Origin of the sequence: Paenibacillus spiritus (assembly GCF_008710135.1) — a bacterium.
GTDB lineage: Bacteria > Bacillota > Bacilli > Paenibacillales > Paenibacillaceae > Paenibacillus_AQ > Paenibacillus_AQ glufosinatiresistens.
Genome location: NZ_VYKK01000005.1, coordinates 274,717 through 288,937, shown reverse-complemented (window position 1 = coordinate 288,937; position 14,221 = coordinate 274,717). Strand labels below are relative to the sequence as shown.

At 58.4% G+C, this 14,221-nt stretch carries 14 protein-coding genes; 1 reads left to right on the top strand and 13 read right to left on the bottom strand.

What is annotated here, in order from left to right; all coding sequences use genetic code 11:
* Positions 1-32: 32 nt before the first annotated feature.
* The 3 genes from F4V43_RS05875 to F4V43_RS05865 all read right to left on the bottom strand — a co-directional run bounded on the left by F4V43_RS05875 (position 33) and on the right by F4V43_RS05865 (position 2,242).
* Positions 33-572 (bottom strand): hypothetical protein, encoded by a 540-nt coding sequence (locus F4V43_RS05875; protein WP_223879788.1) that lies wholly within the window; start codon positions 570-572, stop codon positions 33-35.
* A gap of 130 nt (positions 573-702) precedes the next feature.
* Positions 703-1,050 (bottom strand): four-helix bundle copper-binding protein, encoded by a 348-nt coding sequence (locus F4V43_RS05870; RefSeq protein ID WP_150457304.1) that lies wholly within the window; start codon positions 1,048-1,050, stop codon positions 703-705.
* Between the two features lie 139 nt (positions 1,051-1,189).
* Positions 1,190-2,242, bottom strand: a complete 1,053-nt coding sequence (locus tag F4V43_RS05865; RefSeq protein WP_150457462.1) for a CobW family GTP-binding protein — start codon at positions 2,240-2,242, stop codon at positions 1,190-1,192.
* A 168-nt stretch (positions 2,243-2,410) separates the two neighbouring features.
* On the opposite strand from F4V43_RS05865, the gene F4V43_RS05860 reads away from it, so the two are divergent.
* Positions 2,411-2,932 (top strand): molybdenum cofactor biosynthesis protein B, encoded by a 522-nt coding sequence (locus tag F4V43_RS05860; RefSeq protein ID WP_150457303.1) that lies wholly within the window; start codon positions 2,411-2,413, stop codon positions 2,930-2,932.
* 304 nt (positions 2,933-3,236) lie between these two features.
* Here F4V43_RS05860 and F4V43_RS05855 read toward each other — a convergent pair whose 3' ends face one another.
* From F4V43_RS05855 to pduL, 10 genes are all read right to left on the bottom strand, one after another.
* On the bottom strand, positions 3,237-5,540 hold the full coding sequence (locus F4V43_RS05855) for a thiamine pyrophosphate-dependent enzyme (protein WP_150457302.1): 2,304 nt from the start codon (positions 5,538-5,540) through the stop codon (positions 3,237-3,239).
* 35 nt (positions 5,541-5,575) lie between these two features.
* Positions 5,576-6,586, bottom strand: a complete 1,011-nt coding sequence (locus tag F4V43_RS05850; RefSeq protein WP_408638308.1) for a 2-oxoacid:acceptor oxidoreductase family protein — start codon at positions 6,584-6,586, stop codon at positions 5,576-5,578.
* Positions 6,587-7,022: 436 nt separating this feature from the next.
* The gene (locus F4V43_RS05845; RefSeq protein ID WP_150457300.1) at positions 7,023-8,474 is read right to left on the bottom strand and encodes a nicotinate phosphoribosyltransferase; all 1,452 of its coding nucleotides are present in this window, start codon (positions 8,472-8,474) and stop codon (positions 7,023-7,025) included.
* Positions 8,471-9,034 (bottom strand): cysteine hydrolase family protein, encoded by a 564-nt coding sequence (locus F4V43_RS05840; protein WP_150457299.1) that lies wholly within the window; start codon positions 9,032-9,034, stop codon positions 8,471-8,473. The genes F4V43_RS05845 and F4V43_RS05840 overlap by 4 nt, the downstream gene beginning before the upstream one ends.
* A 45-nt stretch (positions 9,035-9,079) precedes the next feature.
* Positions 9,080-9,850, bottom strand: coding sequence for an NUDIX domain-containing protein (locus F4V43_RS05835; RefSeq protein WP_150457298.1), 771 nt, complete (start codon positions 9,848-9,850; stop codon positions 9,080-9,082).
* Positions 9,851-10,054: 204 nt separating this feature from the next.
* Positions 10,055-10,498 (bottom strand): RicAFT regulatory complex protein RicA family protein, encoded by a 444-nt coding sequence (locus F4V43_RS05830; protein ID WP_408638307.1) that lies wholly within the window; start codon positions 10,496-10,498, stop codon positions 10,055-10,057.
* 24 nt (positions 10,499-10,522) lie between these two features.
* Positions 10,523-12,112 carry a tRNA (N6-isopentenyl adenosine(37)-C2)-methylthiotransferase MiaB gene (gene miaB, locus F4V43_RS05825; protein ID WP_223879787.1) on the bottom strand — a complete coding sequence of 530 codons (1,590 nt, stop codon included), beginning with the start codon at positions 12,110-12,112 and terminating at the stop codon, positions 10,523-10,525.
* Positions 12,113-12,306: 194 nt separating this feature from the next.
* Positions 12,307-12,861 (bottom strand): hypothetical protein, encoded by a 555-nt coding sequence (locus F4V43_RS05820; RefSeq protein ID WP_150457297.1) that lies wholly within the window; start codon positions 12,859-12,861, stop codon positions 12,307-12,309.
* A 287-nt stretch (positions 12,862-13,148) separates the two neighbouring features.
* Positions 13,149-13,379: a DUF2188 domain-containing protein gene (locus F4V43_RS05815; protein ID WP_150457296.1), complete on the bottom strand. Its 231-nt coding sequence runs from the start codon at positions 13,377-13,379 to the stop codon at positions 13,149-13,151.
* 168 nt (positions 13,380-13,547) lie between these two features.
* Positions 13,548-14,120 carry a phosphate propanoyltransferase gene (pduL, locus tag F4V43_RS05810; protein ID WP_150457295.1) on the bottom strand — a complete coding sequence of 191 codons (573 nt, stop codon included), beginning with the start codon at positions 14,118-14,120 and terminating at the stop codon, positions 13,548-13,550.
* Positions 14,121-14,221: the final 101 nt, after the last annotated feature.

Below are 14,221 nucleotides of genomic sequence, written 5' to 3'. Positions count from 1 at the left end.
CCCGGCTTCCTGACTTCTCCTTCTGCCAGGGGTCAGTTCCGCTTGGATTCGGGCGAATTCTCCGCAGCCGTGACGGCTGCAGAAGCGGCCATCGGCTTATAGAGCCCTTTGATATCCTGGGCGTTCTCCCGGTTCAGCCCGGCATACATCTCGTCACAGTATCCCTGGAGCTTCACCTCCAGCCGCCGGGCCTTGTTCTTGAACCGCTTCAGCTCGCGGATCATCCGGGTCCGGCCGGCCGGGGTGAAGGTATCCTGAATCCGTTCTTTGAAATAGTCGTGTACGATATAATTGCGCTGCTTCCATACCTCCTGAAGCTGTCGCGTCTCTTCCTCGGAGAAAGGGAAGTAGTGAGACAGCTCCCGGATCAGCTGACCCAGCGAATTGCTCAGCTTGCGCTGGTACAGATCAGTCAGCTCTTCCTCGGACAGTGTCTTTCCCTGCGACAGCTTGGTCAGCAGCAGGAGGTTGGTCAGCTGCTGTTCCAGCGCTTGGCCGTAGAAGACGGCGAGGCCAAAATAGGCGAACAGCTCTCTGGAATGTTCGCTTTCCGGCAGTTGGCTTCCCTTCATTGTCCCTCCCGTTACGTCTGCGTATTCCCTGTTACCCGGGCCGGTTCATGATAAAAGCCAGCCTCCGCCGGACCTGCAAGCGGAAACTGGCTCCGAACAATATTGTTTATTGTACCAGCCTGCCCTTCGTTTAGGCAAGCACGGTCACGAGGCTGCTGACTTCGCGGCACAGCTCGGCGCAGCGGCGGCAGGACTCAATGCAGTCCAGACAGTGCGTCTGCTCATGGCGCGAGCATTCCTCGGCGGTTGCTTCGCAGATATCGGCGCACAGCCGGCAAATATCGGCGACAAAAGGACTCTGGCGCGTCATCGCCTCCATGGCGAAGCCGCATATATCGGCACACTCGCGTTCAAGCAGCACACAGTCGCGAAGCCGGGCGAGCTCATACTCCTTCAGGTTGGAGACATAGCTGTAGTTGCAGGCTTCCATGCATTTCAGACAAGCGTCAATGCAATCCTGGTATAGAATTCGGGTCATCGCCTTGTACCTCCGGGTCGTATGAATTAGGTTATGCCTTCTATATAACCGCAAGCCCCAAGCTCCGAACCAGAATGCCCATAGGCGGTACCCGACCATGGACTGCCGCCGTCCTGCCGGCCTGCTCTTCAGGGACTCCCTAGAGAGTGCGGCGCACTCTGTCCGGGCGTCCGGCCGCCCGGCGCTCCAGCTTCAGCAGCTTGCTGCGAAGCTCCGAGGACGAGAAATGCTCCCCGATGAAAACGGCCACGTCGGGCAGATCGCCCTGAGGGGTGATTTTCATAAAATCGGCTTCCCGGTAAGCATACTGGAACAGGAACCGGCTGGACGTATCGCTGAAGCTCACCACGCCCTTCGCCCGGTACACATCGCTGGGCAGATCCCGGATCAGAGCTTCAAATTCCTCACTGTTCACCGGAAAAGTAAAGTAATGGGTGTAGGCCATCACATGGTCATGGGTCCGGTGGGTTCCCGGCGCTCCGGCTCCTTCCTCCCCGGTGCCGGCGCTGCCCTGCGCCTCATCGCCCGCATCCCCGGGTTCCGCCTCCGCTTCCCATCCGGCGTGGATGTCCGCCTGCTCCATCCGTTCGAGCAGCTCGGCGGGGTCCACGGCACAGTTCACCGCCGGAAGGAGATCGGCGTACGCGTTCCAGCGGCGCAGCACATCGGCGACCTCTGCCTCCTCCTCCGCGCTGACGCGGTCGGTCTTGTTCAGAATCAGCACGGACGCAGAGCGAATCTGCTCCTGCATGAGCCGGTAGGTGGAACCCTTCTGGGTGCGGTGCAGCTCCAGCAGATGGGCGGCGTCGGCCACGGTGATCAGCCCCTTCAGCTCCAGCCGCTGATAGAGCGAAGTCTCGGTGACGCTGTCGATAATCTCGATCGGGTTGGCCGCGCCCGTCGCTTCGATAATGACCAGATCCGGCGATTCCCGCTTGATGAGCGTAGCCAGCTCGGTGCTGAGATCGCCGCGGATCGTGCAGCAGATGCACCCGCCCAGCAGCTCCGCCATCGGCACGGTCTGCTCCACGAGCAGTCCGTCCAGATTGACTTCTCCCAGTTCGTTCATAATGACCGCCGGACGAAGGCCCTGACTCTTCCAGTGGGCCAGCAGGCGCTGGAGCAGCGTCGTTTTGCCGCTTCCCAGAAATCCCGACAAAATATAGACCGGCAGCGGCTTGGATGCTTCCATCCGTTCGCCGGCATCGTACCCGGTTCCGATAACAACCTCATTATTCATCTTCGATAGCTCCCTTGCCCCGTTGTTGTCATCTGCGAGTGTACTATAAACCGGCGGGGAAGCACAACCTTGCGGGAGCCTCCGGTCTATCCTATGATGGAAGGACAAGGAGGGATTGCCATGAAGGATTCTGCCCAGGAACACCGAAGCCAGGCGCCGGGCTCCGTTGCCTGCTGCGTCATCACCGTATCGGACACCCGCACACCGGAGACGGACAAGAGCGGTACGCTCATCCGCGATCTCCTGCAGGAGAACGGGCACCGATTAGAGAGCTACACGATAGTCAAGGACGATTACGATCTGATCCGGGAGACGATCTATTCCGCTTCCACCCGCGCCGGCGTCGAAGCGATTCTGCTGACCGGGGGAACGGGCATTTCGCCCCGGGATTCCACTTATGAAGCCGTCACTTCCCTGATGGACAAAAATCTCCCGGGATTCGGCGAGCTCTTCCGTCTGCTCAGCTTCCAGGAAGACGTCGGACCTGCGGCCATGCTGAGCCGCGCCATTGCCGGCACCATCGGCAGCAAAGCCGTCTTCTCCATGCCGGGATCGGCCGCAGCCGTCCGGCTGGCGATGAACCGGCTCATTCTTCCCGAGCTCGGCCATGTCATGCGCGAGATATACAAGAAGGAGAGCTGACTTCTTCTGCCGCCCCCGGTACGGGGCTGTTCAACCTGTCTGCGACAACATCGGGATCTGTTGGTACGCTTCGCTTGCCGCGCTGGTTGCCGGCTGTCTCGCGATGGTCGCGCTAACCGCGCCCTTCTGCTCTCGGCCGCCGAGCGGCACGCGCGCAGCAAGGGCAGCTGGAGCCTGTTCTGACGGGGCGCAGCCAAGCAACAACAGAAAGGCTCCGGACGGCTTGTCTAAGCCATCGGGAGCCTTTTCGGTTGTCAGAAATTTCTTAATCGGGAGGGAACCCTCCGGGCTCCCCCTGTCTTTTTTACAGATCGGGATGCTCGTGCTTCGCCTTCAGGCGCACCCAGCGCCGCTCCACTTCTTCTTCAAAGCTGCGGAGCGCTTCGGCATTCTCTTCCTTGAGCAGATGCTTCGTCTTGCCCATGCCTTTCAGCCATTCGGTTACCGGCACGCGCTTCTCCTTCTCTTCGGGATTGTACGTAATCGTCGTAATGCCCTGCTCGACTTCATACAGCGGGAAGAAGCAGGAATCGACCGCCTTGCCGACGAGCTTTGTGCCGAGCGCATCCTCGGACATCCAGTTCAGCGGGCAGGCCGACAGGATTTTCCCGTAAGCCAATCCTTCATTCTGGGCATACCACTGGGCCTTGGCCGCCTTCTTGACGAGGTCCTGCGGGAAGGCTTCGCAGCCGGTGAAGACATACGGCACATTCGTAGCCGCCATAATCTGCGGCGTGTCCTTATGCTGGGTCTTCTTCCCTTGCTGCGTCTTGCCGATACTGGACGTCGAGGTCCGGTGGCCGATCGGCGTCGAATACGACTGCTGGGCCCCGGTATTCATATAGCCCTCATTGTCGTATTCCACAATGATCATCTTGTGGCCGCGAAGAGCGGCTCCGATGGCCGGGCCCATGCCGATATCCATGCCGCCGTCGCCGGTGACCATCACAAAGGTAAAGTCGTCCTGGAGCCCCAGATGATCCAGCTCGCCCCGCCGTTTGCGCTCCCAGAACATTTCGACGACGCCGGACATTGTCGCAGCTCCGTTCTGGAACAGGTTATGGATGAACGTAGATTTGTGGGACGAGTAAGGATAACCCATCGTGGTGACAAAAGCACAGCCCGTATGATACAGGGCCACGACATCGCCCTCAATTCCCTTGAAGAACAATTCCAGTCCGGAGAAAATGCCGCAGCCCGGGCAGGTGCCGTGTCCCGGCGACAAGCGCTTCGGCTTCGCGGTCAGACTCCGCAGCGGCGGAATCTTGACCTTGAGCTTGCCAGTATCGGGGTCCTTGTCTACCGCAATCAGGCCGCTCTTCAGCTTGTCGAACGGGAGCGGCTTCAGCGTCCGCTTCGGCTCGCTGCCCGGCAGTCCGGGATTGTGTCCGTAGTAGTCGAACGGCACTTCTACCCGGCCCGTCTCGGCGGCTTCAATGGCAAGCCGGAACAGATGATGTCCGTCTTCCGCGTAGAAGTCCTTGCCGCCGAGCCCGTAGATGCGGCTGATGACCCGGGTCGTCGTGTTGCCGTACGTGAACAGGGCGGCTTTGATTTCATTCACCATGTTGCCGCCGTAGGCTCCGTAGGAGTCGGCGCGGTCGCCGACCGTGATCGCTTTGACATGTCGGAGCGCTTCCGCAATCTGCTTCTGCGGGAACGGGCGGATCATATTCGGCGAGACGGAGCCCGCGCGGATGCCGCGGGCGCGGAGATCGTCCACCACATCCTTGATGATCTCCGAAGCAGAGTTCATCAGGAATACGGCAACCTCGGCGTCCTCCATCCGGTACTGGGACAGGATCGGATAGTGGCGGCCGGTAAGGTCGCCGAATTCCTTGGCAATCTCTTCAAACACTTCGCCGGCATTGTACATGGCAACGGACTGCTGGTATTTGTTATTGATATAATCCGGCTCGTTCATGTAGGGGCCGATCGAGACCGGATGATTGCGGTCGAGCGCATCGTCGTAGCCCGCCGGCTGCGGACCGATGAACTTATGCACATCCTCGCGGTTCGCGAAGGCTTGTACCCGGCGCTTCTGGTGCGAGGTGAAGTAGCCGTCCATCGCCACCAGCACCGGCAGGCGCACCTTTGCATGCTCGGCCAGCTTGATGGCCATAAGGTTCATGTCATAGACCGACTGCGGGTCCGGACACATCAGGATCGGCCAGCCGGTATTCAGCGCAAAATAAAGATCGGAGTGATCGCCGTGAATGTTCAGCGGCCCCGACACGGAGCGGCAGACCAGATTCATGACCATCGGCATCCGGGTGCCGGACTGGACCGGCATTTGCTCCAGCATATAGAGATAGCCCTGGGCGCTCGTAGCATTGAATACGCGGCCCCCGGCGGCGGATGCTCCGTAGCAGATGCCCGCCGAGCTGTGCTCGCCGTCCGAAGGAACGAGCATAATGTCATGCTGTCCGCTTGCCTTCATCGTATCCAGGAATTGTGCTACCTCCGTAGACGGCGAAATCGGAAAATACCCCATGACATGATAATTGATCTGATGCGCCGCGTAGGCGGCCATCTCGTTGCCGGATTCGTACAGGAATTTCTGCTCCACGGTGGCGGAGCCCATTTCCTTCTCATAGTCAATCGCCATTCTGAACTCACCTTACCTTCCCTTAATCGGAATTCTCAAGCCTGGGGCAGAAGCTCGAAGCTGTGCCGAACCGTGCGCTCCTCCGCCAGTCCTTCCTTCTCCCGGACCCGGGACAGGGCCGAGGTCGGGCAGACTTCCACGCATTTCAGACAGCCTTTGCAATATTGGTAGTCGATCCCCTTCAAGAACATCATGGACCGGCCTTTCTTGTTCACGGTCTCCTCCCATACGAAGCACATATCGGGGCAGACGGAATCGCACTCGGCGCAGTGAATGCACGATTCGCTGTCATAGCTCGGCATCATTCCCGAACGGGAGATGCTGAGGTCCTTGAGAAAGCTCATTCCCGGATTGACCACCGTACCGCCCATCGGCTGCGTCTCATAGCCCAGGGCCGAGACGTCGGAACGGACGAACGCCGGCATGCTCACGCCGTCCGGAAGGCCGAACTGCTGAATCTTCACTTCATTGTAGCCGCGCTCGAACGTCGTCAGGGCAGCCTGCACCGCTTGCGGATATTTCTTACCGAGCGATTTCTCGATAACGCCCTTCATCGTAACCGGGTCGAGGAACGGGCAGAGACGGAAGATGGCCCCGAGCATCGCCATATTAACTTTGTTCTTCTCCTCCAGCGCGATGGCGGTGGCATCTACAACCACCAGCGTGCCGGCTGTCAGGCGCAGGGTCTCCTTCAGGACTTCCGGCGTGCGGGACGAGTTGACGAGTACGGTGCTCGAAGCATAGACTCCGCTGACGACATTGACCGTCTTGGCCAGCGCTTCATGGAAGACGGCTACAACATGCGGCCGTTCCACGGGCGACGTATCGCGGATCGGCGTATTCAGATCGCAGAACCGGATATGTGCCTTGACCGGCGAGCCCTTCTTCTCCGAACCGTAAGAGGAGAAGCTGACTCCGTTCAGGCCCGCGCCGACGACGCCGGCTTCGGCCAGCATTTTGCCGGCCAGATTGGCTCCCAGCCCTCCTATGGATTCCAGGCGGATTTCGAAGAAGCCCCGTTCATTGATTGCAGGCAACTGTACCACCGACATAACCCCTTTCAGTGTTAGCTAGAATAACATGCACTTTGACTTTTTCACGATTGTATCGTGTTTCCAGTTGTTTTAAAGTGACAAATCTTGCAGTCCGTCCGGTTCCAAAATCATATTATTTTATCGGCGCAGCAGGGTTTCTCTTATACGCAACAAGCACCCGACAGCACTGCGTAAATCCAACCAGAGATAACCTCCCACGAAATTCAGCAGAGTGAACATTTAGTGGCTGAAGCCTGCTCGGCCCACAAGAAGTCCCCTTAATTTAGCAATAAAATTAAAAATTAAGATGTTAAATTCCTCACAGTCTTCATGACAAAAATCACAAATTCATCCCGTGAACGCCAAAAAGCCTCTTCCCCAACCGTACGGCCGGGAAAGAGGCTTGCTCCTTGAGAAATCCGCTTTGACAGGTGTTCTATTGTTGTTTCTATTCCTCTTCGGTATGCAGATGCTCCGCAATCAGCTCCTGCTTGCGGTTCCAGACCGTCTCGCTGAGGCTGACCCGGTAGACTTCAGGATTCAGCTTGCGCAAATACTCGGGCCAGAACAAATCAAGCTGGGAGCGGTGGTAGGCGCGGATGGCTTCCAGTGTCGGAAGTTCATAGACCTGCAGACCGTTCGTGAAGATCGGCTGAAGCATCGGCATCGCTTCGTAGCGCTCGACCTTTTTGCGCAGATACGGGTGCAGCGGGTTGAAGATCTTCAGCTTGCGGCCGGAGCGGGGCGCTTCTTCTTCCGGGAAAGCCAGATAATCCGCCAGCGCTTTGCCCTGCTCGCCGATAATCCGGTAGACCTCCTTCTTCCCGGGGGTGCTGACCTTCTCGGGATTGCTGGAGATTTTGATGGTCGGCACCATCCGGCCGTCGGATCCTTCAATCTCCACCAGCTTGTAGACCCCGCCGAGCGAAGGCTGGTCGGATGCGGTAATCAGTTGGGTGCCCACGCCCCAGGTGTCGATCCGGGCACCCTGGGACTTCAAGTTCATAATGGTATTCTCGTCCAGATCGTTCGAGGCTACAATTCCCACGTAAGGCAGTCCCGCTTCGTCCAGCATCTTCCGGGCCTGAATCGAGAGGTAGGCCAGGTCGCCGCTGTCCAGCCGGATCCCCTTCATCCGTTTGCCCTGGGCTTCCAGCTTCTTGGCGGTCGCAATGGCGTGGGGAACGCCGCTGCGCAGGGTATCGAACGTATCAACGAGCAGCGTCACCCCGTCCGGCAGCACCCGGGCGTAGGCATCGAACGCTTCCTGCTCGCTGCTGAAGCTCTGCACCCAGGAATGGGCATGCGTGCCCTTGGTCGGGATGCCGAAGAGGCGTCCGGCCAGCATATTGGAGGTCGCGTCAAAGCCGGCCACATAGGCCGCTCGGGCGCCCCAGACCGCGGCGTCAGCCTCCTGCGCCCTGCGGGTGCCGAACTCCAGCAGCGTATCGCCGGCGGCCACCTGCTTGATGCGGGCCGCCTTCGTAGCGATCAGCGTCTGGTAGTTCATGAAGTTCAGAATCGCCGTCTCCACGAGCTGGGCTTCCATGATGGAGCCTTCCACGCGCACCAGCGGTTCCTCGGGGAAGATGACCGCGCCTTCCTGCATCGAATGAATCGTGCCCTGGAAACGGAAGCGCAGCAGCTCCTCCAGGAAGGCCGGATCGTAATTCTCTTCCTGCTCCGAGAGATAGCGGATGTCCTCTTCGGAGAAGCGGAGCGTGGAGATATAGCGGACAATCCGCTCCAGACCGGCGAATACGGCGAATCCGTTGCCGAAGGGCAGCTTGCGGAAATAGGCCTCGAACACGGCCCGGCGCTTATGGGTGCCGTTCACCCAATGGGCGTACATCATGTTGATCTGGTATTTGTCGGTGTGAAGTGCCAGTTCCTGATTCAATTCGTCATCTCCCGTCTCTCGCCCTTGCTGACAACCTCGGCTCCCAGACTTCCGGCAAAATGGCCCAGAGCCCAGTCATGGCCCTGCGGATTGAAGCTCGCGACCGCGTCCTTGTGGACGACGATGGCGTAGCCCCGGTTGTACGCATCCACGGCGGTATGCAGCACGCAAATGTCGGTGCACACCCCGATCAGATGCAGCTCCGTGATGCCCCGGGCCCGCAGGCGCAGATCCAGATCGGTACCGCAGAAGGCGCTGTAGCGCGTTTTGTCCATCCAGTGAATCTGGTCCTGATGCGCCTCGTAGACGGCCTTCAGCTTGCCGTAGAGCTCGCGTCCGGCCGTATCTCTCAGATTGTGCGGCGGAAAGAGCGCGCTCTCGGGATGGTAGGGATCATTCGGTTCATGCAGATCGACCGCCATGACCACCTCGTCGCCGGCATCGGCGAATTCGCGGGTGAGCTCGCAGATCCGGTCCTCGATGTCGATGCCCGGCTGCCCCACCGGCAGACTTCCGTCCACAAAATCCTTCGTATAGTCAATGACAATCAGCGCTCTCACAGATCCGCACTCCTTCGTTGGCGTTATTCGTCCGGCTGTCCGGCCTCAGGTATAAATGGACAGCAGCGGAACGTGGTCGGTGAACATATAGAGCTGGGCGGGACGCTGCGAATACTGATTGGAGCTCAGCGGCCGCCCCTCTTCATCCCTGACTTCCTGTAATATACCCTGCCGGCTGCGGGTTGACGTAATTTTGCGGATAAAATTAGGCTCCTTGAATTCCGGCACCACGGTCTGAATGACCTGATACAGCTCGCTCAGCGTGAAATGCGGCGGAAGGAACTGCCGGGCAATCGTCGTCTGAAGCATCTGCTGCTGAATCCGGTGATAGGCATCGGTAATAATCTCCCGGTGGTCAAAAGCAAGCTCCAGCTCCTCCAGCGCTTCCTGCAGCGTGAACAGTCCGACCTCGCCGGCGTCGTCCGACGCCTGCCGCTGTTCCAGCATCCATTCTTCTACCAGGGCAAAAAAAGCATGGCTGATGATCCAGCCCCGGGGGTCCCGTCCGGGCGTGCTGTATACGCCCAAATATTCCAGATGGCCGCCGTCGACGCCCGTCTCCTCCTTGAGCTCGCGCTTGGCCGCGTCATAGATGGATTCATCCTCCTGGCAAAAGCCGCCGGGCAGCGCCCACATGCCGGCGCAGGGCCACTTCTTGCGTCTGATCAGCATGACCTTCAGCTCGCGGAGCGGCAGCGTCTTCGTCACGGTCTTGCGCTCGCGCTTGGTGAGCGTGAACATCACGATGTCGGCCGGCACGCCGTCGGGCGTGCGGTATTTGCTCGCATTGTATCGAATTTCCGCGTTCTCGTTCAATAGTCTTCATCCTTTGCCGTCCTGGTGGTTGTTTCGCACCTATTAATGTAACAGACCTTTTCCGGCAAAAGCAATATAGGGGGCGCCAGATCGAACATTATCAAAAGTTGTCGCATCCGGTTGTTCCGATCTACGCCAAAGGCCGCCCACCGGGCGGCCTCCTTGTTCATCTGTCGTCCTCTTATCTGTATCTGCTTCGGTTCATCAGTCCCCGCAGCTCGGCGGGGGCGCTTCCGCGCCGGTCTCGACATGGATCTTCTCCGATACGGTATCCTTGATGGCCAGGATGACGAGCTGGAGCAGATCATTGATCTCGCTCTGGCTCTGCTGAAACTCATTGACGAGCGGGATGCTGTCGATCTCGGCCTGAAGCTCGGCGATCTCCCCTTCAATCCGGGCGGCCATTTCCCGGTTGCCGAAGCTTTCAAAAGCTACAATTTCCTTCTGCTTCTTCTTGATGGTGCTGATGAGCCCCTGCACCCGTTCATGGTCGCGGATTTTGGCCTCGGCCTGCCGGAAATGCCGAACTTCCTCGCTGGTTGAGATCAGGGATGCCAGTTCTTTGGCTTTGCCCATAATCCGGTTGCGCTCCACCGTGTCTCCGGCAGCCGTGCTCTGTCCGGTTCTTCCGTCCTTCTCTTCAGTCACTTGGCTTCGCTCCTTCCACCGGGATCAGTTGGCGGCCAGCGCCTCGGCCGGGACCGCCTCTCCCTTGATATACCAGGTCTTGGTGTCGGTAATCTTCACATGGACGAAGCTGCCGATCCATTCCGCCGGGCCTTCAAAATGCACCAGCTTGTTCGTCCGCGTCCGGCCGGACAGCATGTTCGCATTGTTCTTGCTCTCTCCTTCGACCAGCACTTCCAGCGTCCGGCCAAGCAGCGCGTCGCTTGCGGCCCGGGATTGTTCGGCAAGCAGGGCGTTCAGCCGCTGCAGCCGTTCATTTTTGACTTCTACCGGAACATTGTCTTCCATGGCCGCCGCCGGGGTACCTTCCCGGGGTGAATATATAAAAGTATAGGCCATATCGTAGCCGACTTCCCGGACCAGCGACATCGTCTCCTCGAACTGCTCGTCCGTTTCTCCCGGAAAGCCGACAATAATGTCGGTGCTCAGCGAGAGATTCGGCACGGCCGCCTTCAGCTTGCCGACCAGCTCAAGGTAAGTCTCCCGCGAATACTTGCGGCTCATGCGCTTCAGTATGGCGTTGCTGCCCGACTGCACCGGAAGATGGATGCTCTCCATCAGATTGCCCCCCTTGCCCAGCGCCGCAACCAATTTATCGTCGAAATCGCGGGGGTGGGAGGTCATGAACCGGATGCGCGGGATGCCGATGCCCCGCAGGTCTTCCATCAGGTCGCCGAACGTATAGTCCCGGTCCTCAAAATCCTTGCCGTAGGCGTTCACATTCTGGCCGAGCAGCGTGACTTCCTTGAAGCCCTGGCGCGCCAGCTCGCGCAGCTCCGCAATGACATCTTCAGGCAGACGGCTCCGCTCCTTGCCCCGGGTGTAAGGCACGATACAGTACGTGCAGAACTTGTCGCAGCCGTACATGATATTGACCCAGGCGCGCATGCCCTCCCGCTTCTTCGGGAGGTTCTCGATAATGTCGCCCTCCTTGGACCAGACCTCGACGACCAGTTCCTTGCTGAACACCGCTTCCTTGATGAGCGCCGGCAGCCGGTGGATATTGTGCGTGCCGAAGATCATGTCAACGAATCCGTGCTTGGAGAGAATCCGGTTCACGACTCCTTCTTCCTGGGACATGCAGCCGCAGACGCCCAGAAGCAGCCCCGGCTTCTCGGTCTTCAGATGCTTCAGGTGCCCCAGCTCGCCGAACACTTTATCCTCGGCATTCTCCCGGATGGCGCAGGTGTTCAGCAGGATGAGATCCGCTTCATTCCGGTTGTCCGTCCCGCGGTAGCCCATCTGTTCGAGCAGCCCTTTCATCGTCTCCGTATCGTGCTCGTTCATCTGGCAGCCGTAGGTGGTGATCGAATACAGCTTGCCTTCGCCGAAGCGCTTCATCTCTTCGGGAATGGCAAAATCGTAATGAATCTGGATTTCTTCCTTGCCCCGCCGTTTGCCTTCCTTGTAGTCCGGCTGGCTGTTGACCTGAATGGTCCGTCCCTTGATGCGGTAGGTCGCTTTGCCGTCTTCTTCCGAGATCAGCTTGGCGCCGCTGAAATCAAAATACCGGGAGTAATCCTTGGTTCCCTTGCCGGATTTTAAGTCCGGTGAGCCTGGCTTCTCCATCGTCATAGAGGTCACGTCCTTTTATCGTATACAGATAATCGCTGAATTGAATTTCATTGCAATTTAAAATTATAGCATACCCCGCCGCGTTGCGCGACGAGATCGCACCGGCATTGCACGTTTCTCCGAACCGGATACCCGGGCATATCAAAAAGACTTCCCCGGCATCCGGGGAAGTCTGTACAGAGCTGGCGTTCTGCCTATTTGGCAGCTTTGGCTGCGTCCAGAATCGCCTGGAGATAGCCCTTGGTGTCCACCAGCGTCGCGCCGCTTACGGCGTCGACCATCTGCTCCGGTGATTTCGCCTTCAGCGACATTTCCAGTGATTTGATCGTCCGGCCGGTGGCAAATTTCTCGATGGCGGCCAGATTCTTGTCATAGGAGACCGTCGAACCGGCAGCTTCCTTCATATGCTCGCTGTAGTAAGCGGCGTTGGTCTTCTTGGATGCCAGGACCATGTTCGGGTCCTTATAGTTCGCGCCGAAATCCGAATCGGAATTCGGTACGCCCGTTACCGTGCTCTTGTCCATGAATTGGTAGTCATCCACCGAAGCGGCGACAATTACGCCGTTCTGTACAACGGCTACGGCCACAGTAAAGCATTTCTTCCCGTGAGCGGCTGCTTCGACGCGTCCGACCTTCAGCGGAGCCGCGGCTGCCGATACCGGATGAGCATTGTTGACGACGGCTGCGCCGCCGCCCAGCAGGGCCAGCGAGAGACCGGCGGCTGCGAAGATTTTTGTTCCCTTTTTCACAAACATTCCCCCAGATCCAAATAATATAAAGCGTTTACATTCTTATTTTAAGGCTGTCCTGACCGTTGGTCAGTTAAAAATGTTACGGGGAAAATGTCAGGAATCTCCATTGCAGTCAGCTTCGGGCGGAGAGCAGCGCGAGAATTCTCCATTCCGAAATGCCGGTTCGTTCCTTTGCCACACGGCAGCCGTGTTGACGCGCTGTACGCCGACAGCTCAAAAAGCCGGCCAAGTGACCGGCTTGCGCCTTCCAGTTGTTCTCCGCTTGTTCGCATGCCGTTCATGGGCTATCCCCGGGGTGGGAACGGATCATTGCCGTAACTGTGCGATTCGGAGATTACGCCATCCTTCTTGTGAATCTTCAGCTCGGTATGCGCCTCTTTGGCTTCTTCGCGTCCCGCCTCCTCGGCCTCTTCCTTGGTTCGGTGCCGGCTCAGCTCCTTGCCTTGGCTCTGATTGACCCAGCCTTCGTCTCCGTCCGGCGTAACGTGAATATTCTCCTTGCGCTTGTCACTCATGTTCGTTGCTCCCTTCGGCTGCGAGAATCCGTTCTGCTAATGTATTACCCGCCTGAACTCCTACTTCAAACGAAGCTGCTGCGCGGTCCGCCCGCCTTGACTTTCCGCCCCATCCAAAAAGGCTGTCCCTCTCGGGACAGCCTTCCACAGAATAATAATGGCCGATTCTTATTCTACAATCTCCGCCGTGTCGCCGTTCTTAGCACCGGCGGCATTGGCTTCGTCGGTGTCAATGTGCATATCCAGCTTGAAGTTGTCGGATACGCGGGCAATGACATTCTCAAGCACCAGACCGCGTTCGCCGCCAAGGCGGACCTTCAAAAGCTGCTGGTCGGCAATGCCCCAGGCAGCCGCTTCGGAGGTATGGAAATGAATGTGGCGGGCTGCCACGATCACGCCTGTCTCAAGTTCGACCTCCCCGGCCGGACCTTTAACCAGAATGCCGGGCGTTCCTTCAATTTTGCCGGATTCCCGGACAGGCGCCTTCACGCCGATCGCGAACGAATCCGTGCGGGAAATTTCAAGCTGGGAAGCCGGGCGGGCCGGGCCCAGGATACGAACCTTGTCGAATTGGCCTTTCGGACCAATTACGGCAACCTGCTCGTTCGCCGCGAACTGGCCGGGCTGGGAGAGCGGTTTGAATTCTGTCAGCTGATAACCGGCGCCGAACAGCGCCTCGATGTGCTCCTGCGTAAGGTGAATATGTCGGGCCGACACACCTACGGGTACAGTCTTGCTCATTGTCAAGTCACTCCTTGAATTTTCTCTAGTATCTGTACAAGCCATTGACCATTATACCTCTAATTACCCAAAAGAAAAAGGAACCCACGTTTACGGGTCCC